The sequence below is a fragment of the Comamonas granuli NBRC 101663 genome, from assembly GCF_000739995.1.
In the GTDB taxonomy this organism is placed as follows: Bacteria; Pseudomonadota; Gammaproteobacteria; order Burkholderiales; family Burkholderiaceae_C; genus Simplicispira; species Simplicispira granuli.
In genome coordinates, this window is record NZ_BBJX01000007.1 from 82,366 (window position 1) to 106,172 (window position 23,807).

Genomic DNA, 23,807 nt, shown 5'->3' on the forward strand with positions numbered 1-23,807 from the left:
AAGCGTCCCGAAACGAAGAAGAGAGGGAGGGAGGAGAAGCGCTCCAGGGTTTCAATCGCAGCAATCGGCGCGAAAGGCTCCGCAACACCAAACTCGCAGGACGCTCTCAACGCCCTGTGCTGCATAGAGTGGGGGCCGGGCCAGGAAGTTCCAAGGCCTGATATGCAAAATTTTGCAAAGACGGCCGGTGCGGGGGCCTGGCGTGGCGCCCGCCTGCGGCCGGTGCGCCCTGGGGCGGTTTACACCATGACGGCCAGGCGGGCGACCGGGATTTGCACGCGCACCTCGCGGTGCGCGACCGGGCCGGTGATCTTCCACTGCGCCAGGGCGGTGTCGCGCCGTATGGGCTCGCCCGTGGCGATGCCGTCGCGGTTGACCACCACCGCCACGCGCGGCGTGGTGGCCGTGCTGCCGCGGCGCAGCACGATGGCGGTCTCCTGGCTGGCCAGGCGCACGAAGGCGCCGGGCGGGTACACCCCCAGGGCCTTGACGAGCGCCGCGCCCGCCTCGTCCACCTGGCGCTCCTCGTCGTAGTAGCTGGCCTGCATGGCGGCCGTCACGGCCATGGGCCAGCGCGTCACGCGCGGTGCCAGGCGCGCGCCAAACACGTCGGCGCGCTGGATGAGCCGGGCCATTTGCTGGCCTTCGGACTTTTGCGCCAGCGGGCCGCCCAGGCGGTGGTGGTGGCAGCGCACGGCCTCCAGCCAGGCGGCGTCGGCCACGCCCAGTTGGCGCAGCAGCGCCTCGGAGCGCGCGGCATGCGTCTCGACGGCCTCGATCTGCGCCGTCGAGAGCGGGTGCGCCTGCTGCGCGAGCTGGTCCTGCAGCTCGGTCATGGCGATGTTCATGGACAGGGCCGCCTGGCCCAGCACCTGCACGCGCGCCTCGGGCCAGCGCAGCACCTCGCGCGCCGTGATCATGCACACGCAGGCGACCAGCATGGCATGCGTGGCGCTGTACTGGTGCGCCTCCTGCCCGGACAGGTAGATCAGCGCCAGCACCGTGGCATCGGGCGCCTGCTGCGTCTGGCGGGCGATCTCGCTGTGCAACGCAAAAAAGCGGCCGCTGAAGTCCGGGCCCTGCGGGCTGCGCAGCAGGGCGGTGGCCTGGGCCTGCAGCTCGGGCCAGTCGGGGGGGAAGCGGCCGGCCTGGCCGCGCGCGCCCGGGGTGGCGTCGGCCGACATCTGTGCGCTGGCGATCTGGCCCAGGGGCTTCTCGGAGATCAGCATCTGCTGCAGCGCGTTGAGGTAGGCGCGGTGGCTCTCGCCCGACTCGTCGGTATCGACATAGAGCGCCACGCCGCGCGCGAGCAACTGCTGCAGCTCCTCGCGGTTGCGGATCACGAAGCCCTTGTGCGCCAGCAGCACCCCCTGGGCGTTGCGCAGCACAAAGGGCAGCGGCTTGCCGAGCTGGATGGAGTCGATGCTCAGGGGGACAAGGTTCATGGTCGGTGCCCATTATCCCGTTGCCCCCGGGGGGGCAAAAGCGCGCAAACCCGGAGGGAAAGGCCCTATTTCACGGGACGGCGCGCTCCGGCGCGGCCTGCGGCGGCGCCGGGTGGCTGCGCAGGCGCCGCAGCAGCCGGCCGCACCACTGGCCCAGGTCGTCGACCGCGGTGAACACGGCGGGGATGACCAGCAGGCTCAGGAAGGTCGAGGTGATCAGCCCGCCGATCACCGCCACCGCCATGGGCGAGCGGAAGCTCGGGTCGGCCGCGCCGATGCCGATGGCGATGGGCAGCATGCCTGCGCCCATGGCCAGCGTGGTCATGATGATGGGGCGCGCGCGCTTGTGGCAGGCGTCCATGAGCGCGTCGAAGCGCGAGAGGCCGTGCTCGCGCCGCGCCAGGATGGCGTACTCCACCAGCAGGATGGAGTTCTTGGTGGCGATGCCCATGAGCATGATGAGCCCGATGAGTGAGGGCATGGAGAAGCTCTTCTGCGCGATCAAGAGCCCCACGAAGGCGCCGCCCAGCGACAGCGGCAGCGCCGCCAGGATGGTCACCGGGTGCAGGAAGTCCTTGAACAGCAGCACCAGCACGATGTAGATGCACAGCACGCCGGTGAGCATGGCCAGGCCGAAGCTGGCGAACAGCTCGCCCATCACCTCGGCGTCGCCCACCGTCACCTGGCGCACGCCGGGCGGGAGCTTCTGCAGCGAGGGCAGTTGCTGCACCTCCTGCGTCACGTCGCCCAGCGGCCGGCCCGACAGCTCGATCTCGAGGTTGACGTTGCGCGCGCGGTCGTAGCGGTCCACCACGGCCGGGCCGCCGCTGAATTCGAGCTGGGCCACCTGGCCCAGCAGCACCGGGCCCTTGCTGCCCGGCACGGCCAGGCGTTCGAGCAGGGCCAGGTCCTGGCGCGCGCCGTCCTGCAGCTTGACCACGATGGGCACCTGGCGCGAGGCCAGGTTGAGCTTGGGCAGGGCCACGTCGTAGTCGCCCAGGGTGGCGATGCGCAGTGTCTCGGCGATGGCTTGCGAGGTCACGCCCAGGTCGGCGGCGCGCGCGAAGTCGGGGCGCACGGCGATTTCCGAGCGCACCAGGCTGGCGGTGGAGGCAATGCTGCCCAGGCCGGGGATGGTGCGCAGGTCCTTCTCGACGGCCAGCGCGGCGCTGGTGAGCGCCTGCGGGTCGTCGCCGGTGAGCACCAGGATGTACTTCTCGCCCGAGCCGCCCAGGCCCACCTTGTAGCGCACGCCAGGCTGGCTCTCCAGCGCGCTGCGGATGGCCTGCTCGATGCCCTGCTTGCGCGGGCGCTCGCCGCGCGGTGCGAGCTGGATGGTCAGCGTGGCCTTGCGCGTTTCGGTGTTGCCGCTGCCCATGAACGGGTCGGCCCCGGCCGAGCCGCCGCCGATGGTGGTGTAGACGCTCTGCACATGCGCCACGCCCATGATGCGCTGGCGCGCGTCCTCGGCGGCGGCGCGCGTCTGCGCCAGCGTGGCGCCGGGCGGCAGCTCCAGGTACACCTGGGTCTGCGAGTTGTCGTCCGGCGGGATGAAGCCCGTGGGCAGCAGCGAGATGAGCGCGAGCGAACCGATGAAGAAGGCGATGGTGGCGACGAAGGTGGCCCAGCGGTGGCGCACGCACCAGGCGGCCCAGCGCAGGTACACGCCCATCCAGCGCGGCTCGCGGTGCGTGCCCACGATGGGTTTGAGGATATAGGCCGCCATCATGGGCGTGAGCAGGCGCGCCACCACCAGGCTGGCGAACACCGCGAGCGAGGCCGTCCAGCCGAACTGCTTGAAGAACTTGCCCGCGATGCCGCTCATGAAGGCCGTGGGCAGGAACACCGCGATCAGCGTGAACGTGGTGGCGATCACGGCCAGGCCGATCTCGTCGGCGGCCTCCATGGCCGCCTGGTAGGGCGTCTTGCCCATGCGCAGGTGGCGCACGATGTTCTCCACCTCCACGATCGCGTCGTCCACCAGGATGCCCACCACGAGCGACAGCGCCAGCAGCGTGATCACGTTGATGGAAAAGCCCAGCAAATACATGCCGATGAACGCCGGAATGACCGACAGCGGCAGCGCCACGGCCGAGACGAAGGTGGCGCGCGCATCGCGCAGGAACAGCCACACCACCAGCACGGCCAGCAGGGCGCCTTCGTAGAGCAGGTGCATGGAGCCGTCGTACTCTTCCTGCACCGGCGCGACGAAATTGAAGGCCTCGGTGATCGTCAGGCCCGGGTGCTGGGCGCGCAGCTCCTGCAGTGCGGCCTGCACGGCGGCGCCGACCTCGACCTCGCTCGCGCCTTTGCTGCGCGCCACCTCGAAGCCCACCACGGGCTGGCCGTCGAGCAGCGCCAGCGCGCGCGGCTCGGCAAAGGTGTCGCGCACCGTGGCGAGCTGGTCCAGGCGCACCGCGCGCCCGTCGGGCAGCGCCAGCGACAGGCCGGCGAGCTCCTGCGCCGTCTGCACCGTGGCCAGGGTGCGCACGGGCTGCTCGCTGCCGCCCAGGTCGGTGCGGCCGCCGGCGCTCTCCTGCTGCACCTGGCGCAGCTGGCGCGAGATGTCGGCCGCCGTAGCGCCCAGGGCCTGCAGGCGCATCGGGTCCAGCGCCACCTGCACCTGCCGCTCCACGCCGCCCACGCGGTTGACGGCGCCCACACCGCGCACCGCGAGCAGCTTCTTGGCCACGTCGTTGTCCACGAACCAGGAGAGCGCCTCGTCATCCATGCGGCTCGACGCAATGGTGAACGCCAGCACGGGCTGCGCGGCCAGGTCCATCTTGGTGACGATGGGGTCGCGCACGTCGCCGGGCAGGTCGCCGCGCACGCGCGCCACGGCCGAGCGCACGTCGTCCAGCGCCTCCTGCGTGGGCTTCTCCAGGCGGAACTCGGCCGTGATGGTGGCGCCGCCGTCCTGCACCTTGGTGTAGATGTGCTTGAGGCCCTGCAGCGTGGCGATGCTGTTCTCGATCTTGCGCGCCACGTCGTTCTCGAGCTGCGCCGGAGCCGCGCCGGGCAGCGCCACGGTGACGGAGATGGTGGGCAGGTCGATGTCGGGGAAGTTCTGCACCTTCATGGCGTTGAAGGACAGCAGGCCGCCGAAGCACAGCAGCACGAACAGCATCAACGCCGGGATGGGGTTCTTGATCGACCAGGTGGACACATTCATGGTGAATGCTCCTTATTTAGTAGCTGTTTGCGCTTGACTGGCGGGCGCTGGAGCCGGTTTTGATGCCGATTCTTCGGCGGCCGGCGCCACGCGCACCAGGTCGCCGTCGTTGAGGAAGCCCGCGCCGCGCACCGCCACGGTCGTCTCCGCGGTGAGGCCCGAGAGCACTTCCACGCGGTCGGCCTGGCGGCGTCCGGTCTGCACCTTGCGCTGCTGCACGCGCTGGTCGGCGCCCACGGCGAACACGTAGGCAAAGCCGTCGCGCACCACCAGGGCCTCCTGCGGCACGGTGAGCGCGTCGCTGTGGCCGAGCTGGAACTCGCCGCGCGCGAACATGCCGGCGCGCAGGTCCGGGTGCGCGGGCAGGTCCACGTAGACCAGGGCGTTGCGCGTCTGCGGGTCCACCGTGGGCGCCACCATGCGCACCGTTCCGTCCACGGTGACGCCGCTGGCGGCGGTGACGCGGGCCTTGGCGCCGGGGCGCAGCGGGCGCAGTTCGGAGGCCAGCACCTCGGCGCGCCATTCGAGCCGGCCCTTGCGCACCATGCGGAACAGCTCGGTGCCCGCGCCCACCACCGCACCCACGGTGGCCGTGCGCGCCGAGATCACGCCGCTGTCGGGGGCCAGCACCTGGGTGTGCTGGAGGCGCAGTTCCTGGGCGCGCACCAGGGCCTGGGCGGCTGCGACGCGCGCCTGGGCGGTTTGCTCGGCCGTGGTGAGCTGCTGGATCTGCTGCTGGCTCAGGGCGCCCGTGGCCTGCAGCGTGCGCGCGCGCTCGGCGTTGGCCGCGGCCTCGGCTGCGTGGGCCTGGGCTTCGAGCAGGCTGGCGCGGGCCTGGGCCAGGTCGGCCTGCACCGTCTCGGTCGCGAAGGTCGCCAGCACCTGCCCGGCGCGCACCACGTCGCCCACGTTGGCGCGCACCTCGGTCAGGCGCAGGCCGTTGCTTTCGGCGCCGATGCTCGCCTCCTGCCAGGCCATCACGTTGCCGTTGGCGGCTAGGTGCAGGGGCATGGCGGCGCGCAGGGGCCGGGCGGTGGACACCGTCAGGGCCGGGCGGGCCGCGCCGGCGGCCGGGGCGTCGGCGGCGCGCAGGGTGCCGGAGAACAGCAGGGCACCGCTCACAGCCAGCGCACAGACCGCTACTACGGCAAGGGTAGTGGGAGAAAACCTAAAGAAAGAGAAATTTGGCATTGGTATCTGTCCTGACGAATGGGTTTCAATGGCCTATGGCGCTGTGCGTGGTACGTAATACGGGCGCTGCGCAAGGCGCGGGCCGCCGCGCAAGGGCCGCCCCGCAGCGCTGGCGGTGTCCCCCTGCCCGCATGGCGCAGCCATGCGAGAGCGGGGGGAAGCGGCGCAGCCGCTCAGGGGGGTGTTTCATCTCTCCCAGCCGCCGCCGGCGGCCCGGTACAGCGCCACCCAGGCGGCGGTGCGCTCGTGCTGCAGCGCGGTCAGCGCGTTCTGTGCGGCCAGGGCGGTGCGGCGCGCGTCCTCCAGCTCCACCAGGCTGGCCATGCCGGCGCGCCAGCGGGCCTCGGTGGCGGCGAAGGAAGCGCGGTAGCCCTCGGCCGCCGTGCGCGCGCTGTCGTTGCGCTCGGCGCTGCTGTGCAGGCGCACCAGGGCTTGCTCGACCTCGCTCACGGCCAGACGCACGCGGGCGCGGTAGAGCGCGGCCGCCTCGTCGTAGCGGGCCCGCGCGGCCTCCTCTTGCGCGGCGCGGCGGCCGCCGTCGAAGAGCGGAACGCTGAGCGCCAGCGGGCCGATGGACCAGGTGGACAGGTCCGTGGTCGTGCCGCCCGTGCGCACCCGCGCCGCGCCGATGGCGCCGCTCAGCCCCAGGCGCGGGTAGCGCTGGGCCTGCGCCTGGCCCACGTCGGCGCTGGCGGCCGCCACCTCGCGCTCCGCCTGGTACACGTCGGGGCGCTGGGCCAGCACCTGCGCGGGCAGGCGGGCAATGGTGAACAGCGCCTCGGGCGCGGGCTGCGCCGGGCTGGCCGAGAGCTGCGGACGCAGCGCCGCCTCGTCGCGGCCGGTGAGCGCCACCAGGGTCTTGAGTTCCACCGCGCACTGCATGCGCTGCTGCGCGGCGCGCGCCACGGCCTCGGCGGCGCTGGCACGCGCCAGCGCATGCGTGGCCGGCGCGGTGAAGCCCGAGCGCTCGCTGAGTTCCGACAGGCGCGCCGTCTCCGCGCGCGACTGCGCATCGCGCTCGGCGATCTCCTGCTGCTGCAGGCAGGTGCGCAGGCTGCTGTACTGCAGCGCCACCTCGGCCGCCACGCTCACGCGGGCCTCGTGCCACAGGGCCTGCGCGCCGGCCAGGCGCTCGCGTGCGGCCGTGTCGGCGGCCGCATTGCCGCCCCACAGGTCGATCTCCCATTGGGCCTGCAGGCCGGCCTGGGCGGTGCCGGCCACGGCGCCGATCTGCTCGTTGAAGCCCCGGCTGGCGCTGGCCTGGCCATCGAGCGCGGGCCCCAGCGCCGCGCGGCTGGCGCTGCGGGCGGCCTGGGCCTGCACCAGGCGCGAGCGGGCCTGGGCCACGCTGGGGCTGAGGTCCTGTGCCTCGCGGATCAGGTCCACCAGCAGCGGGTCGCCCCATTGCGCCCACCATTGCGTCAGGCTGGCCAGCGAGCCCTGGTGCGGCAGCGGCGCCTGCCAGGCCGCGGGGGGCGGGGCCGCGATGCGCGAAGGCGGGGGCGTGGTGGCGCAGGCGGCCAGCGCCAGGGGCAGGCAGGCGGCGAGCCAGCGCAGAGCGGAGGTGTCAGGTGTCATGTGGGGGCTTTCTGGCGTTTGCGGGCCGCCGGCCGGACGATCTGGCGGCGCAGGGCTTCGGCCTGCACCATGGCCAGGGCGTAGCCTGTGAGGCGCCGGGTCCAGGCGTTCACGGCAGCGGGGCGGGCCAATGCAGGCGCGATGGCTTCGAGGGCGTCGCGCTGGGTCCACATCTGCATCACCAGGCTGGCGATCGAGAAGGCCAGGCTGTGCACTTCGGCGTCCAGGCGTCGCACGCCCAGGTGCCGGCACAGCACCCGTGCCAGCGCCTGGTGCGGCGCGCGGCATTCGCGCTCGAGTACCTCGGGCCAGACATGGGTCGGCTCCAGCAGCTCGCGCATGTGCAGGCGCAGCGACTGGCGCCCCAGGTCGTCGTGCTTGAGGGGTTCCAGGAAGCCCTCGAAGTAGCGCCGCAGGGCCTCTTCCAGACCCAGTCCGGGCGCCGAGAAATGCGGGATCAGTGCGTGGCTGCTGCCCAGCAGCTCGTGGAAGGTGGCGGTGTACAGCCCGGCCTTGTCGCCGAAATGGTAGGCAATCGCCGCCACGTTGGTGCCGGCGGCCTGCGCGATGGCGCGCACCGGCGTCTGGGCGAAGCCACGCTCGGAAAACAGGCGCAATGCCGCCAGCAGCAGGCGGGCGCGGGTGTCTGCGCCATCGCTGCGGGGCGCGCGCGACGAAACCGGTGGTGTGGATGGGGCCATGGGCCCGGATTACACCACTTTAATTCAAACAGTTGTTTGAGTTAAGAAAAATTTCATAAACGGCCGGTGCGCGTGCTCATTGCGCCGGGCCAAAGACGGATCGCCACAGGGCCTGCACGGCGGCGCGCTCCTCCTGCAGCTCGGACAGGGGCACCTGGGTGGGGGCCTCGTCGAGCCGGGCGCGGTGCTGCACGCGGCGCAGCTCGCGGTAGGCCGAGGCGGCGGCCTGCCCCACGCCGGGCGGCAGCAGGCCCGCGGCCTCGGCGCGCTGCAGCAGGGCGATGTTGCCCACGTTGTCCACCAGTTCGGGGTGGGCCGCCGACTGCGAGAGCACCAGGAACTGCACGGCGAACTCGGCATCGACCATGCCGCCGGGGCTGTGCTTGATGTCGAACTGCCCGGCCGGAGCCGGGTGCGCCGAGCGCACGCGCTCGCGCATGGCCTGGATCTCCTGGCGCAGCGCTGCCGGGTCGCGCTTGGCCGTGATCACGGCCTGGCGCACGGCGTCGAAGCGCGCGCGCAGGCGGGAGGCCGGGGCAGCGCCGTCGGCGCCGGGCAGGTCCTCGCTGCCGAGCACGAAGCGCGCGCGCGTCATGGCCTGGTGCTCCCAGGTCCAGGCGGTGTTGCTGCCGCGCTGCTGCTGGTAGTTGGCATAGGCCTCGAAGCTGGTGACCAGCAGGCCGGAGTTGCCGTTGGGGCGCAGCTGGGTGTCGATCTCGAACAGGTCGCCCTCGCCCGTCTTGACGGTGAGCCAGTTGATGAGCTTGCGCACGAAGGCGGCGTAGATCTCGGGGGCGCGCTCGTCGTCGTCGTCGAAGACGAACACGATGTCCAGGTCGCTGCCGTAGCCCAGCTCCTTGCCGCCGAGCTTGCCGTAGCCGATGATGCCGAACTGTGGCGTCTCGCGGTGGCGATTCTTCAGGCGGCTCCAGCACCACTGGGCGGTGATGCGCAGCACGCTGTCGGCCAGCAGCGAGAGGTCGTCGGCCACCTGCTCCACGGTGATGCGGCCCTCCACGTCGCGCGCCAGGGTGCGGAAGGTCTCGGCGTGGTGGGCGCGGCGCAGCAGGTCGAGCAAGGCCTCGTCGTCGTCCTCCTGCGTGGAGCGCAGCGCGGCCAGGCGCAGTTGCAGGTCGCGCTCGAAGTCGGCGGGGGAGAAGCGCTCGGACAGCAGCGGGCTGCCCGCCAGCTCGTCGATCACGCCGGGGTGCTGCAGCAGGTAGCGCGCCGGCCAGCGCGCTGCGCCCAGCAGGTGCAGCAGCTGCTCGTGCACGGCCGGGCGCTCCAGCAGCAGGGCGAGGTAGCTTTCGCGGCGCAGCAGCGGTTCGAGCCAGTCGATCAGGCGCAGGGCCGCGGCTTCGTCCACGCGCCCTTCGCGCAGCCACTGTGCGGTGCGCTGCACCAGGCGCAGCAGGCGCGTGCGCGCCTGCTCGCGCAGCGCGGTTACGCGCGGGTGGGTGCGCCACTCGGCCACGCGCGCGGCCAGTTGCGCGGGCAGTTGCTCGACCAGGGCGTCCAGGTCCGGCGTGGCGCCCCCGGGGCCCGGCTGGCAACTGGTGCATTTGCGGGGCTCCTGGTGGCCCAGCAGGGTGTCGAATTCCTGCGCCACCAGTTCGCGGTGGCGGTCGAGCTCGTGCAGAAAGGCGGGGCTGTCGGCAAAGCCCAGGGTGCGGGCGATCCAGGCCAGGTCGTCGTCGCGCGTGGGCAGGATGTGCGTCTGCTGGTCGTCCAGGTACTGGATGCGGTGCTCCACGCGGCGCAGAAAGGTATAGGCCTCGCCCAGGGCCGCGGCGGTCTCGGGCGGCATGAGGCCGGCCTTGGCCAGGCGCTCGAGCGCTTCGAGCGTGGGGCGGCAGCGCAGTTCGGGGAATTGCCCGCCGCGCACCACCTGCAGAAGCTGTACGGTGAACTCGATCTCGCGGATGCCGCCGCGCGAGAGCTTGACGTCGTTGGCGCGCTCGGGGTGGCCGGCGCTGCGCCGCAGGGCGTGCTCGCGGATCTGGCGGTGCAGGCCGCGCAGCGCCTCGAACACGTTGTAGTCGAGGTAGCGGCGGAACACGAAGGGCAGCACCACCGCGCGCAGCGCCTGCACCCCGTCGCTGCCGATGGCGGCGCGCGGTGCGACCACGCGGCTCTTGAGCCAGGCAAAGCGCTCCCATTCGCGGCCCTGGACCTGCAGGTATTCCTCCAGGGCGGGCAGCGAGAGAGCGGTGGGCCCGGCGCTGCCGTTGGGCCGCAGCGCCAGGTCGATGCGAAACACCGTGCCGTGCTCCGTGGCCTCGCCCACCAGGGCGTGGATCAGGCGCACGGCGCGGGCAAAGTACTCGTGGTGGGAGATGCGGCCGCGCCCATCGGCGGTGCCGCAGGTCTCGCCGTCCTCTTCGTAGACGTAGATCAGGTCGATGTCGCTGGAGACGTTGAGCTCGCGCGCGCCGAGCTTGCCCATGCCGATGATCCACAGCGCCACCGGCTCGCCCGCGCTGCCGCAGGGGGCGCCGTGGCGCGCATCGAGTTCGGCGCGCGCCGCGCGGCAGGCGTGGTCCAGGGCCAGTTCGGCCAGTGCGGTCATGGCGCGCGTGACCTCGTGCAGCGGCGCCTGGGCGGCGCAGTCGGCCTCCATGAGCCGGGCCAGGACGAGCTGGCGCAGGATGCGCAGCGCCGCGGCCAGCGGGTGGCCGCGCTGCAGCAGGGCGTCGAGCGTGCGCTGCATGGCCGCCGGCGTGGGCGCGCCGGGCGGCAGCAGGGACATTTCCTCGCCATGGCGGCGCTGCAGGCGCTGGTAGAAGCGCGAGTGCAGCACGGCGGGGGCGCTGGAGGGGGCGGTGGATGGAGTGCTCATGCGGTGCGGGGCCGGCGCGGCGTGGATCAGCAGGCCCGCAGGTGCGGCGGCGCGTTGGCTGCGGGCGATAATTCCGGCCTCAGCCCGTGCACGCCATGACCGAACCCGACGCCCACCCGACGCGCCTGCTCCGCTGCACGGCGGTGCTGGCCCGGTGGCTGCTGGGCCTGCTGCTGGCGGCATACGTGGTGCTGGCGCTGGCCTGGGGGGTGCTGCATGGCTGGATTGTGCCGCGCATCGGCGACTACCGTGCGCAGCTGGAGCAACAGGCCACGCGGGCGCTGGGGATTCCCGTGCGCCTGGGCACCGTCGCCGCGCGCACCGAGGGCCTGATCCCCACCGTGGAGCTCGGCGGCGTGGCCCTGCTCGACGCCCAGGGGCGCGAGGCGCTGCGCCTGCCCCGCGTGGTGCTGGCCGTCTCGCCGCGTTCGCTGTGGAACTTCGGTTTCGAGCAGCTCTACATCGAGAGCCCGGAGCTCGACGTGCGGCGCACCCGCGAGGGGCGCATCCTGCTGGCGGGCCTGGAGCTGCCCGCGTCTTCGGGCGACGAGAGTGCCGCCACCGACTGGCTGTTCGCCCAGCCCGAGCTGGTGGTGCGCGGCGGCCTGGTGCGCTGGACCGACGAGCTGCGCGGCGCCGCACCGCTGGCGCTGCAGGCGGTGGACATCGTGGTGCGCAACCGCAACTGGCGCCACAGCCTGCGCATAGACGCCACCCCGCCGCCGGCCTGGGGCACGCGCTTTACCCTCGCCGGGCAGTTTCGCCAGCCCTTGCTGAGCGTGCACCGCGGGCACTGGCAGCAGTGGAGCGGGCAGATCCACGCGCATTTCCCGCAGGTCGATGTCACGCGCCTGCGCCACCATGCCGACCTTGGCGTGCACCTGGCGCAGGGGCGCGGCGAGTTGCGCGCCTGGATCGATGTGGAGCGCGGCCAGTGGGTGGGCGGCACGGCCGACCTCGCCCTGGCCGACGTGGACGTGACCCTGGCCGAGGGCCTGCAGCCCCTGGTCCTGCCCCTGCTGCAGGGGCGCCTGGGCGGGCGCCGCGGGGCGGACAGCCTGGAGTTTTCCACGCAGAACCTGCAGTTCACCACCGACGACGGCCTGCGCTGGCCGGGGGGCAATGTGCGCCTGCGCCATGTGCAGGCGCGCCGGGGCGCGGCGGCGCGCGGCGACTTCCAGGCCGACCGGCTCGACCTGGCGGCGCTGGCGCGCATCGCCGACCGCCTGCCCATCACCCCCGAAGTGCGCCAGGCGCTGCGCACCTACGTGCCCCAGGGGCTGGTCGAGACCATCGAGGCGCGCTGGCAGGGCCCGCTGACGCAGCCCACTGGCTACCAGGCCCGGGGCCGGGTGTCGGGCCTGTCGCTGGCCGGGCGGCCGCGCGCCAGCAGCAACGCGGGCGCAGCGCCGGCCGAGGCGGCCATCGGCCTGCGCGGCGCGGGCGTGGACTTCGACCTCACGCACCAGGGCGGCAGCGCCACCGTGACCATGGCCGAGGGTGCCCTGGTGCTGCCCGGCGTGTTCGAGGACCCGGTGCTGCCGCTGGACCAGTTCAGCGCCGGCGTGCAGTGGCAGATCGAGGGCGAGCGCATCGCCGTGCAGGTCAGCGATGCGCGCTTTGCCAATGCCGATGCGCAGGGCGTGGCGCGTGCGAGCTGGCAGACCAGCGACCCGGCGCGCTCGTCCAGCGGCGCGCGCTTTCCCGGCGTGCTGGACTTGAGCGGCACGCTCGCGCGCGCCGACGGCACGCGCGTGCACCGCTACCTGCCCCTGTCCATTCCGCAGGACGCGCGCCACTACGTGCGCGATGCCGTGCTCGCCGGGAAGGCCAGCGACGTGCAGTTCCGCGTGCGCGGCGACCTGCACGACATGCCTTTCGACGACCCGCGCAAGGGGGAATTCCGCATCGCCGCCAAGGTGCGCGACGTGACCTATGCCTTCGTGCCGCCGCGCCTGCAGCCCGCGGGCGAACCGCCCTGGCCGGTGCTGGTGCAACTGGGGGGCGAGCTGGTGTTCGAGCGCTCGTCCATGCGCGTGCGCGACGCCAGCGGGGGCTTTCAGGGCCGCGCGGGGCTGCAGGCGAGCAAGGTGCAGGCGGAGATCCCCGACCTGGCGCACACCGTGGTGGGCGTGAGCGCCGACGCGCGCGGCCCCCTGCCCGAGCTGCTGGCGCTGATGAAGGGCTCGCCCCTGGCGGCCATGGTGGGCCATGCGCTGGACGGTGCCCAGGGCAGCGGCGCGGCCGACCTGCGCCTGCGCCTGGAGCTGCCCATCGCCGACCTGGCCAAGTCGCGCGTGCAGGGCGCCCTGGCCCTGGCCGGCAACGAGGTGCGCATCACGCCCGACACGCCGCTGCTGGCGCGCGCGCGCGGCAGCGTGCAGTTCAGCGAGAGCGGCTTCACGCTCTCCGGCGTCCAGGCACGCGCGCTCGGGGGCGAGGTGCGCATCGAAGGCGGCATGCGCCCCGCGCCCGCCGGGGCGCCGCTGCTGCAATTGCGCGCCCAGGGCACGGCCACGGCCGAGGGGCTGCGCCAGGCGCGCGAGCTGGGCCTGCTGGCGCAGCTTGCGCAGCAGGCCACGGGCGCGGCGCCCTATGCCGTGGTTTTCGGGCTGCGCCGCGGGGTGCCCGAGCTGCAGGTCTCCACCAGCCTGCAGGGGCTGGCCCTGGCGCTGCCTGCGCCCCTGGGCAAGACGGCCGAGACGGCTCTGCCGGTGCGCTACGAAAACCAGCTCACGCGCGCGGCCGCCGCGCCCGCGGCGCCGGGCGCGCCGCTGCCGCCGCTGCAGGACCGGCTGCTCGCGCGCATCGAGGGCGTGGGCGAGGCGGTGTACGTGCGCGACCTGGCGGGCCCGGCGCCGCGCGTGCTGCAGGGCTCCATCGCCCTGGGCCTGGGCGCGCAGGACGGCGCGCCCCAGCCCGAGCGCGGCGTCGCCGCCCACGTGCAACTGGGCGAGGTGGACGTGGACGCCTGGCAGGCGCTGCTCGCCCCAGGCAAGGCACCGGGCGCGGCGGACACCGCGCTCGCGCTGCAGGACTACCTGCCCGACACCCTGGCCGTGCGCGCGCGCGCCCTGAGCGTCCAGGGGCGCACGCTGCACGACGTGGTGGTGGGCGGCGCGCGCCAGGGGCTGCTGTGGCGCGCCAACGTCGATGCGCGCGAACTCAGCGGCTATGTGCAGTACCAGCAGGCCGCGCCCCAGGAGGCGGGCAGCGGGCGCCTGTTTGCCCGCCTGGCGCGCCTGAACATGCCGCAGAGCGCGGCCTCCCAGGTCGAGGCCCTGCTGGACGCCCAGCCCGCCAGCCTGCCGGCGCTGGACATTGCGGTGGACGACTTCGAGCTGCGCGGGCGCAAGCTGGGACGGCTGGAGATCGAGGCGCAGAACCGCGCGCTCGACGGCGGCCAGCGCGAGTGGCGCCTGGGCAAGCTCAACCTGCTCATGCCCGAGGCCCAGTTCGTCGCCAGCGGCAACTGGGCGGCGCTGCAGGCCGCGGCGAGCGCCGGGGCGAGCGCCGGGGCGGGCAGCACGCGGCGCACCGTGCTCAATTACCGGCTCGACATCGAGGACGCGGGCCAGTTGCTCACCCGCCTGGGCCTGCCCGGGGCGCTGCGCCGCGGCAAGGGCCGCATGGAAGGGCTGGTCGCCTGGCGCGGCGCGCCCATCAGCCCCGACTACGCCAGCATGACCGGGCAGACGCACCTGAACATCGAGTCCGGCCAGTTCCTCAAGGCCGACCCGGGTCTGGCCAAGCTGCTGGGCGTGCTGAGCCTGCAGGCGCTGCCGCGGCGCCTCACGCTGGACTTCCGCGACGTGTTCAGCGAGGGCTTCAGCTTCGACTTCGTGCGCGGCGACGTGCGCATCGAGCAAGGCGTGGCCGCCACCAACAACCTGCAGATGAAGGGCGTCAACGCGGCCGTGCTCATGGAGGGGCGCGCCGACATCGAGCACGAGACGCAAGACCTGCACGTGGTCGTGGTGCCCGAGATCAACGCCCTGACCGCCTCGCTCGTGGCCACGGCCATCAACCCCGTGGTGGGGCTGGGCAGCTTTCTCGCCCAGATGGCCCTGCGCGGCCCGCTGATCGAAGCGGCGACGCAGGAGTTCCAGATCGACGGCACCTGGAGCGACCCGCGGGTCACACGCCTGCCGCGGCGCGCGCGCGCGGCGGCCCCGGCGCAGCCCGCCTCCGAACCGGCCGCGCAAGACAACCCCCCAGGAGCACGCTGATGAAGATTGCCGCCTTGCAAATGGTCTCCAGCCCGCGCTGGAGCGACAACCGGGCCAGCGCCCGCGCCCTGCTCGAGCAGGCGGCCGCCCAGGGCGTGGAACTGGCCGTGCTGCCCGAGTACTTCGGCGCCGTGGGCGCGCGCGACAGCGACAAGCTTGCGCTGCGCGAGGAGGAGGGCGCCGGGCCCATGCAGGACTTTCTCGCGCAGAGCGCGCGCGAACTGGGGCTGTGGATCGTGGGCGGCACGCTGCCCCTGGCCTGCGGCGCGCCCGGCAAGGTGCGCAATACCACCCTGGTCTACGCCCCGGACGGCGCCTGCGTGGCGCGCTACGACAAGATCCACCTGTTCCGCTTCGAGCAGGGCAGCGAGCAGTACGACGAGGGCCGCGTGATCGAGGCCGGCGGCGCGCCCGTGCAGTTCCGGTTGTCCAGCCGCGCCGGCGCGTCCTGGTGCGTGGGTCTGAGCGTGTGCTACGACCTGCGCTTTCCCGAGCTGTTCCGCGCGCATGCGCGCGCCGGTGCCGACCTGCTGCTCGTGCCTAGTGCCTTCACGCACACCACGGGGCAGGCGCATTGGGAGGTGCTGCTGCGCGCCCGCGCCATCGAGAACCAGGCCTACGTGCTCGCCCCGGCGCAGGGCGGCCGGCACGAGACCGGGCGGCGCACCTGGGGCCGCAGCATGCTCGTGGACCCCTGGGGCGAGGTGCTGGCCCTGCAGGCCGAGGGGCCGGGCCTGGTGGTGGGCACGCTGGACGCCCAGCGCCTGCAGCAGGTGCGCACGCAACTGCCCGCGCTCGCGCACCGCGTGCTGTGAGGCGCGCGGCTCAGCGGCCGCCCGGATCGTCGCCGGGGTCCGCCTCGCCGGGCGGCAGTTCGCCGCGCTGGCGCCCGCTGAACATGGTCCACCAGACGATCAGCACCAGAATGAACAGCGCTGCCAGCGCTTCGAGCAAAATCAGCCACATGAACTGGAAGTCCCTTCGCCTTGCCACATGGGCGCTGATTGTAGGAATGCTGGGCGCCTGCTCCACGCCGCCCGCGCCGCCACCGGCGCCCGGGGCGGCGCCGCGCGCCACCAGCCCCGCGCCCGGGCCGGGCGATGCCGGCCCCCTGCCCGGCGTGCGCCTGCAGGCCAAGAGCCGCTGGGTGCCTGTGCGCTGGGGCGAACTGCCGGGCTTTACCGACGACGCCCTGCACGAGGCCTGGAACGCCTGGCTGCGCAGTTGCGAGCGCCCGGCCCCCGCGTTCGCCGCGCTGTGCGCCGAGGTGCGCCAGCTCAGCATCGCCAGCGGCGAGGAGCAGCGTGCCTGGATGGCCGCGCGCCTGCAGCCCTACCGCATCGAGGCGCTGGACGGCAGCGCCGAGGGCCTGCTCACGGGCTACTACGAACCTCTGCTGGAGGCCGCGCGCCAGCCCGGCGGCGGCTATGCCGTGCCCCTGTACCGCCTGCCCCCCATGGAGCGCAAGCCCTGGTACACGCGCCAGCAGATCGACACCCTGCCCGAGGCGCAGGCCCAGCTCGCCGGGCGCGCCATCGCCTGGGTGCGCGACCCGGTCGATGCGCTGGTGCTGCACATCCAGGGTTCGGGGCGGCTGCGCATCACCGAACCCGACGGCAGCCAGCGCCTGGTGCGCCTGGCCTACGCGGGCAGCAACGACCAGCCCTACCAGAGCGTGGGCCGCTGGCTGCTCGACCAGGGCGCCACGCGCGATGCCACCTGGCCCGGCATCAAGGCCTGGCTGGCGGCCAACCCGCAGCGCGTGAACGAGCTGCTGTGGAGCAACCCGCGCTACGTGTTCTTCCGCGAGGAGCCGCTCGATGCGCTGGACGCCGGCTTCGGCCCGCGCGGCGCGCAGGGTGTGGCGCTCACGCCGGGGCGCTCCATCGCCGTGGACAAGGGCAGCATCCCCTACGGCACGCCCGTGTGGCTGGCCTCCAGCGGGCCGCAGACGCAGCTCGCGCGCCTGGTGCTGGCGCAGGACACGGGCAGCGCCATCGTCGGCGCGGTGCGCGCCGACTACTTCACGGGCTGGGGGGCCGAGGCGGGTGAGCTCGCCGGGCGCCTCAAGCAGGGCCTGCGCCTGTGGGCCCTGTGGCCGAAATAAGAGTCAAAAAGGCCTCCAGCCCTTGCTGGGAAAGCGCTGGCAGCTACAACCATAGGAGCACCGTGGCGTGACGCTTCCCCCGGATGCCGACCTGCACCTGACGGAGCAGGCCTTGCGCAGCGTGACGCTGGCCCAGGCCCTGGAGCGCGCCGATACGGCGCACACCCTGGTCAGCACCGTGGAGTGGGACGAAGCCACGCAGCAGGCCCTGGCCGCGGCGCGTGCGCGCGGCGTGCAGGCCGTGGGCCTGGGCGACGTGGTGTGCGCGCGTGCCGAGCGCATCGTCGAGCGCGCCAGCGCGCGCGACGCCACCGTGGCCGCCCTGCGCCTGCCGCGCGGGCGCGCCCTGGCCTGGGCCCTGCCCGCGGCCGCCCTGCTGGCCGGCCTGGTGCTCGACCGCATCGCCAACGCGCACCGCGTGGACCTGCTCTCGCCCCCGCTGCTGGCCGTGCTGGCCTGGAACCTGGCCGTCTACGCCCTGCTGCTGTGGCAGGCGCTGCGGCGCCCGGGCGGCCCGCCGGCGCTGCTGCAGGCGCTGCCCGCCGTCCTGCGGCGCTGGCGCGCCCCGGCCGGGCGCGGCACGCGCCGCGGCCTGTCCGCGCGCATCGCCGCGGAGTTCGAGGCGCTGTGGCTGGCGCGCACCGCGGCGCTGCTGGCGCGGCGCGCGGCCGCGGTGCTGCACCTGTGCGCGGCCGCCTGGGCGGCGGGCATCGCCCTGTCGCTGCTGCTGCGCGGCCTGGTCGTGAGCTACCGCTTCGGCTGGGAGAGCACCTTCCTCGACGCCGCGCAGGTGCACGCCATCGTCTCCGTGCTGTTCGCGCCCCTCACCGTCCTGCTGGGCCTGGCGCCGTTCAGCGTGCAGGACATCGCCGCCACGCAGGACTTTGCCGGCCAGGGCGTGGCTGGGAGCCGCTGGGTGGGCATGTACGTGGGCCTGTTACTGCTGGCCGTGGTGCTGCCGCGCCTGCTGCTGGCCGCCTGGGCGCTGTGGCGCGCGGCGCGCAGCGCACGCCGCTGCACGCTGGACCTGGGGGACGGCAGCTTCGAGGCCTTGCACCAGGCGCTGCCGGTCGATTGGGTGCTGGGCCTGCTGGGCGTGGGCGCCGCGCAGGTCCGCGCCCTGGGCGGCGGCCCGGCTGCGGGCGGCGGCCTGCACAGCGCGCTGGGCGACCGGCTGCGCTGGGCCCTGCCCGATGCGGCCGCCAGCACCCCGGTGGATGCCGTGCTGGTGTGCGACGCGGCGCATGCCGACCCCGTGCCCGCCGCATGGCAGGCGGCGCCCCGGCTCGCCTGCCCCTGGGCAGCCTGGGGCGCGAGCTGGATGCTGGAGGAGCGGCTCTTCGAGCGCCTGGCGGCGCTGTGGCCGCAGCACGGGCCGGCGCTGCAGCGCCTGCGCCAGGCGCGCGTGGCGCAGAACGAGGCCTGCTTTGCCCAGGCGCTGCAGGCCCTGGCGCGCTGCCTGCGCGCCTGCGCGGCGGCGCCGCAGGACGATGGCGGCGCCGCCGGCGCGCGCGCCCTGCAGGCGCTCGATGCCGAGCTGCGCGCGCTGCACGGGCGCACGCCGCCTGCAGAGGGTGGGGCCGCAGGCGAGGGCGCAGGCGCCCCGCGGCCCGCGCGCCCGGCTGGCGGCGTGGCCCTGGCCGTGGGCACCTCGGCCGGGGCGGCGGCGGGCGCGGCGGCCGGGGCCAAGGTGGGGGCGCTCATCGACCTGGGCACGGGCGGCCTGACGCTGGGGGCGGGCACGGCCCTGGGCGCGCTGCTGGGCGGCGCCACGGCCTGGATGGTGCGCAGCGCGCAGCAGAAGGACGCCGCCCAGGAGCAGCTCTGGCAGTGCGCCGAGCAGGCCTGCACGCACTACCTCGTGATCGCCCACGAGGCGCGCGTGCTGCCGGCCGACGCCGCCCCCCTGGCCCGGCGCTGGCGCGCCGAGGTGACGGCCACGGTGGCCGCACACGGCGCAGCCCTGGCGGCAGCCCTGCAGCAGCCCCCCGGCGCGCAGGACGCGCTGCTGCCCGTGCTCGAGAGCATGCTGCGCGGCATGGTGCAGCGCAGTGTCGCGGGCGCGGCCGGGCCGGTGGAAAATGAAGCCGAAAATGCCGCTGAGGCCCATGGATGAAGCGCCACCAGCTATAAAAACAGCAGCACTCAGGACGGCAGCAGATGCGCCAGCGGCAATGCGCCGCTGGCCTTGACCTCGCCCAGCGAGAAGCTGGTGTGCATGTCCTTCACATTGGGCAGGTGCAGCAGCACTTCGCGCGCGAACTGCGAGAAGCTGTCCAGGTCGCGCGCCACCACCTGCAGCTCGAAGGTGCCCGTGCCGCTGATGTAGTGGCACGAGACCACCTCGGGGATGCGCCGTATGGCCTCCTCCATGGCCTGCGTGAGGCCGCCGGTGTTGCGGTCGGCGTCCAGGCGCACGAAGGCCAGCACGCCCAGGCCGATCTTGCGCCGGTCGATCTCGGCGCGGTAGCCCTTGATGAAGCCGGCCTCCTCCAGCGCGCGCACGCGGCGCCAGCAGGGCGCGGCCGAGAGGCCCACGCGCTGGGCCAGCTCGGCATTGGTCAGGCGCGCATCGGCCTGCAGCTCGCCCAGGATGGCCAGGTCGAATTTATCCAAATTATTCATTTATGGCGGTTTTCGAGAAAGAAGCTTTCTCAAGATAGCCTAAATACGGCATCAAAAGCAAACACCTGTCAGCAGCAAGGGCATACACTCCAGAACACGCTGCATGCGCTAGCGTGCCTGGCATGCTAGGCGCGCGCCGCCGTGTGCGGCCTGCATGCACCACCATAAGGAGACAAGGCCATGAACGCCCCGCTGCCCGAACACATCCGCCAGGCGCTTGAAGCCGTCACGCTGGAGGACAAATACACCCTGGACCGGGGCCGCGCCTTCATGAGCGGCGTGCAGGCCCTGGTGCGCCTGCCCATGCTGCAGCGCCAGCGCGACCTGGCGGCGGGCCTGAACACGGCGGGCTTCATCAGCGGCTACCGCGGCTCGCCCCTGGGCACCTACGACCAGTCGCTGTGGGCGGCCAAGAAGCACCTGGCCGAGAACCACATCGTCTTCCAGCCCGGTGTGAACGAGGAACTCGCGGCCACGGCCGTGTGGGGCACGCAGCAGCTCGACCTGTACCCCGACAGGAAGAAGTACGACGGTGTCTTCGGCATCTGGTACGGCAAGGGCCCGGGCGTGGACCGCTGCGCCGACGTGTTCAAGCACGCCAACATGGCGGGCACGGCGCGCCATGGCGGCGTGATCGCCATCGCCGGCGACGACCACATCAGCAAGAGCAGCACGGCTGCGCACCAGAGCGACCACATCTTCAAGGCCTGCGGCACGCCGGTGTTCTTCCCCAGCAGCGTGCAGGAGATCCTGGACATGGGCCTGCACGCCCTGGCCATGAGCCGTTTCTCGGGCGTGTGGGCGGGCATGAAGACCATCCAGGAGGTGGTGGAGTCCTCGGCCAGCGTGTCGGTGGACCCGGACCGCGTGCAGATCCTCCTGCCCGAGGACTTCGCCATGCCCGAGGGCGGCCTGCACATCCGCTGGCCCGACGCGCCCCTGGCCCAGGAGGCGCGCCTCATGGACTACAAGTGGTACGCCGCCCTGGCCTATGTGCGCGCCAACAAGCTCAACTACAACGTCATCGAGGGGCCTCATGACCGCTTCGGCATCATCGCCAGCGGCAAGGCCTACAACGACACGCGCCAGGCGCTCGTGGACCTGGGCCTGGACGACGACACCTGCCGCCAGCTCGGTATCCGCGTGCACAAGGTCAATGTGGTGTGGCCGCTGGAGGCCACCATCACGCGCGACTTCGCCCAGGGCCTGCAGGAAATCCTGGTGGTCGAGGAAAAGCGCCAGGTCATCGAATACCAGCTCAAGGAGCAGCTCTACAACTGGCGCGCCGACGTGCGCCCCGACGTGCTGGGCAAGTTCGACGAGGTCGAGGGCGACCACTCCGGCGGCGAATGGGGCATGCCCAACCCGAGCCAGAACTGGCTGCTGCGCCCCAAGGCCGACCTGACCCCGGCCCTCATCGCCCAGGCCATCGCCAAGCGCCTGACCAAGCGCGGCGTGCCCCAGGACATCGTGGCGCGCATGCAGGCGCGCCTGGCCACCATCGAGGCGCGCGAGCGCGCGCTGCAGGAGCAAAAGGCCGACACCGGCGAGCGCACGCCCTGGTTCTGCAGCGGCTGCCCGCACAACACCAGCACGCGCGTGCCCGAGGGCTCGCGCGCCGTGGCCGGCATCGGCTGCCACTACATGACGGTGTGGATGGACCGCAGCACCTCCACCTTCACGCAGATGGGCGGCGAAGGCGTGTCCTGGGTGGGGCAGTTCCCGTTCACCCAGGACAAGCATGTGTTCGCCAACCTGGGCGACGGCACCTACTTCCACAGCGGCCTGCTGGCGATCCGCCAGAGCATCGCCGCGGGCGTGAACATCACCTACAAGATCCTCTACAACGACGCCGTGGCCATGACCGGCGGCCAGCAGGTGGGCGAGCGCCCCGAGGGCCACTCGGTGCTGCAGATCATGAACAGCCTGAAGGCCGAGGGCGTGGCCAAGCTGGTCATCGTGACCGACGAGCCGCAGAAGTACGAGGGCGCGCCGCTGGCCGAGGGCGTGACGGTGCACCACCGCGACGAGCTCGACCGCATCCAGCGCGAGCTGCGCGAGATCCCGGGCTGCACGGCGCTGATCTATGACCAGACCTGCGCCACCGAGAAGCGCCGCCGCAGGAAGCGCGGCAAGCTCGCCACGCCTGCCAAGACGGTGCTCATCAACGAACTGGTGTGCGAGGGCTGCGGCGACTGCTCGGTCAAGTCCAACTGCCTGAGCGTCGAGCCCGTGGAGACGCCGTTCGGCCGCAAGCGCCGCATCAACCAGAGCACCTGCAACAAGGACTACTCCTGCGTCAACGGCTTCTGCCCGAGCTTCGTCACCATCGAAGGCGGCCAGCTCAAGAAGCCCAAGAAGGAAACCAAGGGCGACCTCTCCAGCCTGCCTCCCATCCCCGAGCCGGTGCTGCCGCTGGCCGAGCAGGCCTGGGGCATCGTGGTCGGCGGCGTAGGCGGCACGGGCGTCATCACCATCGGCTCGCTCTTGGGCATGGCCGCGCACCTCGACGGCAAGGGCGTGGTCACGCAGGACGCGGGCGGCCTGGCGCAAAAGGGCGGGGCGACCTGGAGCCACATCCAGATCGCCCAGCGGCCCGGCGCCATCTACACCACCAAGGTCGATACCGCCAAGGCCGACCTGGTGATCGGCTGCGACGCCATCGTTGCCGCGAACAAGGCCACGCTGGCCGTGATGCAGCCAGGGCGCACCTTCGTGGCGCTCAACAGCCACGCCACGCCCACGGCCAGCTTCGTGCACAACCCCGACTGGCAGTTCCCCGGCAGCTCCTGCGAAAGCGTGATCGCGCAGACCGTGGGCGCGGAGCTGCTCGGCCATTTCGACGCCGAGCAGGTGGCCGTGCAATTGCTGGGCGACAGCATCTACACCAACCCGCTGCTGCTGGGCTACGCCTGGCAGAAGGGCCGCGTGCCGCTGTCGCATGCCGCGCTCATGCGCGCCATGGAGCTCAACGGCGTGCAGGTGCAGAACAACCAGGCCGCGTTTGAATGGGGCCGCCGCTGCGCGCACGACCTGGCCGCGGTGCAGGCCCTGTACCAGGCGGCGCAGGTCATCCAGATCGTGAAGAAGCCCAGCCTGGCCGAGCTGGTCGCGCAGCGTGTGGAGTTCCTCACCGGCTACCAGGACGCCGCCTATGCCGCGCAGTACCGCGCGTTGGTGGACAAGGTGCAGGCCGCCGAGGCCCCGCTGGGCGCGGGCGCGCGCCTGGCCGAGGCCGTGGCGCGTTACCTGTTCAAGCTCATGGCCTACAAGGACGAGTACGAGGTCGCCCGCCTGCACACCGACAAGGCCTTCACCGACAAGATCGCCGCCATGTTCGAAGGCGACTACAAGATCGTGCACCACCTCGCACCGCCCCTGACGGCGCGCAAGAACGAGCGTGGCGAGCTCGTCAAGAAGGCCTACGGACCCTGGGTGCGCAGCGCCTTCGGCTGGCTGGCGCGCATGAAGGGCCTGCGCGGCACGGCGCTGGATGTCTTCGGCAAGACCGGGGAGCGGCGCATGGAGCGTGCCCTGATCCAGGAATACCGCGCCTGCATCGAGGAGCTGCTGGCCGGCCTGGCGCCCGAGCGCCTGGCCCTGGCGGTGCAGATTGCCAGCATCCCCGAAGAGATCCGCGGCTATGGCCACGTGAAGGAGCGCCACCTGCAGGCCGCGCGCACGCGCTGGCAGGGCCTCATGGCCGCCTGGCGCAGCCAGGCCTGAGCTGTGGGTATGCTATTGAATTAATAGCTATTTGCGCTTAACGGGTAAGGTTTTGCGGCATTTTTTGCCTGCAAAACCAGACCCCGGGCGGCGCCGTGCACCCGGCTGCGCGGGGGCTTTGGGGTGCGACATACAATCGCTCGTTTACCGCCCGAGCAGATGCGTCGGGGCGGTCGTCCCTCTTTCTTCCATCC

General features: G+C 72.6%; 13 protein-coding genes. 5 read left to right on the forward strand and 8 right to left on the reverse strand.

The annotated features are described in order from the left end of the window. Positions 1–239 precede the first annotated feature (239 nt). The 6 genes from CGR01S_RS09065 to glnE all read right to left on the reverse strand — a co-directional run bounded on the left by CGR01S_RS09065 (position 240) and on the right by glnE (position 10,926). Positions 240–1,445 (reverse strand): HD-GYP domain-containing protein, encoded by a 1,206-nt coding sequence (locus tag CGR01S_RS09065; RefSeq protein WP_042425544.1) that lies wholly within the window; start codon positions 1,443–1,445, stop codon positions 240–242. A gap of 70 nt (positions 1,446–1,515) precedes the next feature. Next, positions 1,516–4,617 carry an efflux RND transporter permease subunit gene (locus CGR01S_RS09070; RefSeq protein ID WP_042425547.1) on the reverse strand — a complete coding sequence of 1,034 codons (3,102 nt, stop codon included), beginning with the start codon at positions 4,615–4,617 and terminating at the stop codon, positions 1,516–1,518. Positions 4,618–4,629: 12 nt separating this feature from the next. Continuing rightward, a complete protein-coding gene (locus CGR01S_RS09075; protein WP_042425550.1) occupies positions 4,630–5,808 on the reverse strand; it encodes an efflux RND transporter periplasmic adaptor subunit in 1,179 nt (392 codons plus the stop codon). Between the two features lie 186 nt (positions 5,809–5,994). After that, positions 5,995–7,386 (reverse strand): efflux transporter outer membrane subunit, encoded by a 1,392-nt coding sequence (locus CGR01S_RS09080; RefSeq protein ID WP_042425553.1) that lies wholly within the window; start codon positions 7,384–7,386, stop codon positions 5,995–5,997. Then, positions 7,383–8,087 (reverse strand): TetR/AcrR family transcriptional regulator, encoded by a 705-nt coding sequence (locus CGR01S_RS09085; RefSeq protein ID WP_042425555.1) that lies wholly within the window; start codon positions 8,085–8,087, stop codon positions 7,383–7,385. Before CGR01S_RS09085 ends, CGR01S_RS09080 begins: the two co-directional genes overlap by 4 nt. Positions 8,088–8,163: 76 nt before the next feature. Beyond that, positions 8,164–10,926, reverse strand: coding sequence for a bifunctional [glutamate--ammonia ligase]-adenylyl-L-tyrosine phosphorylase/[glutamate--ammonia-ligase] adenylyltransferase (gene glnE / locus CGR01S_RS09090; RefSeq protein ID WP_042425557.1), 2,763 nt, complete (start codon positions 10,924–10,926; stop codon positions 8,164–8,166). Positions 10,927–11,021: 95 nt separating this feature from the next. Between glnE and CGR01S_RS09095 the strand changes: the two genes are divergently transcribed. Continuing rightward, positions 11,022–15,155, forward strand: coding sequence for a YhdP family protein (locus CGR01S_RS09095; protein ID WP_042425559.1), 4,134 nt, complete (start codon positions 11,022–11,024; stop codon positions 15,153–15,155). Continuing rightward, a complete protein-coding gene (locus CGR01S_RS09100; RefSeq protein WP_042425562.1) occupies positions 15,155–15,970 on the forward strand; it encodes a carbon-nitrogen hydrolase family protein in 816 nt (271 codons plus the stop codon). Before CGR01S_RS09095 ends, CGR01S_RS09100 begins: the two co-directional genes overlap by 1 nt. Before the next feature lie 10 nt (positions 15,971–15,980). Here CGR01S_RS09100 and CGR01S_RS16845 read toward each other — a convergent pair whose 3' ends face one another. After that, positions 15,981–16,121, reverse strand: a complete 141-nt coding sequence (locus CGR01S_RS16845) for a hypothetical protein (RefSeq protein WP_169742455.1) — start codon at positions 16,119–16,121, stop codon at positions 15,981–15,983. On the opposite strand from CGR01S_RS16845, the gene mltA reads away from it, so the two are divergent. Continuing rightward, positions 16,054–17,262 (forward strand): murein transglycosylase A, encoded by a 1,209-nt coding sequence (mltA, locus tag CGR01S_RS09105; protein ID WP_084690618.1) that lies wholly within the window; start codon positions 16,054–16,056, stop codon positions 17,260–17,262. The genes CGR01S_RS16845 and mltA overlap by 68 nt on opposite strands. Before the next feature lie 67 nt (positions 17,263–17,329). After that, the gene (locus tag CGR01S_RS09110) at positions 17,330–19,378 is read left to right on the forward strand and encodes a DUF3482 domain-containing protein (RefSeq protein ID WP_245616777.1); all 2,049 of its coding nucleotides are present in this window, start codon (positions 17,330–17,332) and stop codon (positions 19,376–19,378) included. A gap of 29 nt (positions 19,379–19,407) precedes the next feature. On the opposite strand, the gene CGR01S_RS09115 is transcribed toward CGR01S_RS09110, so the two are convergent. After that, on the reverse strand, positions 19,408–19,887 hold the full coding sequence (locus CGR01S_RS09115) for an Lrp/AsnC family transcriptional regulator (RefSeq protein ID WP_042425567.1): 480 nt from the start codon (positions 19,885–19,887) through the stop codon (positions 19,408–19,410). A 180-nt stretch (positions 19,888–20,067) separates the two neighbouring features. On the opposite strand from CGR01S_RS09115, the gene CGR01S_RS09120 reads away from it, so the two are divergent. Beyond that, on the forward strand, positions 20,068–23,613 hold the full coding sequence (locus CGR01S_RS09120) for an indolepyruvate ferredoxin oxidoreductase family protein (RefSeq protein WP_042425568.1): 3,546 nt from the start codon (positions 20,068–20,070) through the stop codon (positions 23,611–23,613). Positions 23,614–23,807 lie beyond the last annotated feature (194 nt).

Bases quoted from the DNA above. Each gene is read 5' to 3' on its own strand.
- CGR01S_RS09085 (WP_042425555.1), bottom strand. From the start codon at position 8,087: ATGGCCCCATCCACACCACCGGTTTCGTCGCGCGCGCCCCGCAGCGAT.
- CGR01S_RS09075 (WP_042425550.1), bottom strand. From the start codon at position 5,808: ATGCCAAATTTCTCTTTCTTTAGGTTTTCTCCCACTACCCTTGCCGTA.
- CGR01S_RS09100 (WP_042425562.1), top strand. From the start codon at position 15,155: ATGAAGATTGCCGCCTTGCAAATGGTCTCCAGCCCGCGCTGGAGCGAC.
- glnE (WP_042425557.1), bottom strand. From the start codon at position 10,926: ATGAGCACTCCATCCACCGCCCCCTCCAGCGCCCCCGCCGTGCTGCAC.
- mltA (WP_084690618.1), top strand. From the start codon at position 16,054: ATGGTCCACCAGACGATCAGCACCAGAATGAACAGCGCTGCCAGCGCT.
- CGR01S_RS09120 (WP_042425568.1), top strand. From the start codon at position 20,068: ATGAACGCCCCGCTGCCCGAACACATCCGCCAGGCGCTTGAAGCCGTC.
- CGR01S_RS09095 (WP_042425559.1), top strand. From the start codon at position 11,022: ATGACCGAACCCGACGCCCACCCGACGCGCCTGCTCCGCTGCACGGCG.
- CGR01S_RS09080 (WP_042425553.1), bottom strand. From the start codon at position 7,386: ATGACACCTGACACCTCCGCTCTGCGCTGGCTCGCCGCCTGCCTGCCC.
- CGR01S_RS09065 (WP_042425544.1), bottom strand. From the start codon at position 1,445: ATGAACCTTGTCCCCCTGAGCATCGACTCCATCCAGCTCGGCAAGCCG.
- CGR01S_RS09070 (WP_042425547.1), bottom strand. From the start codon at position 4,617: ATGAATGTGTCCACCTGGTCGATCAAGAACCCCATCCCGGCGTTGATG.
- CGR01S_RS09115 (WP_042425567.1), bottom strand. From the start codon at position 19,887: ATGAATAATTTGGATAAATTCGACCTGGCCATCCTGGGCGAGCTGCAG.
- CGR01S_RS16845 (WP_169742455.1), bottom strand. From the start codon at position 16,121: ATGTGGCTGATTTTGCTCGAAGCGCTGGCAGCGCTGTTCATTCTGGTG.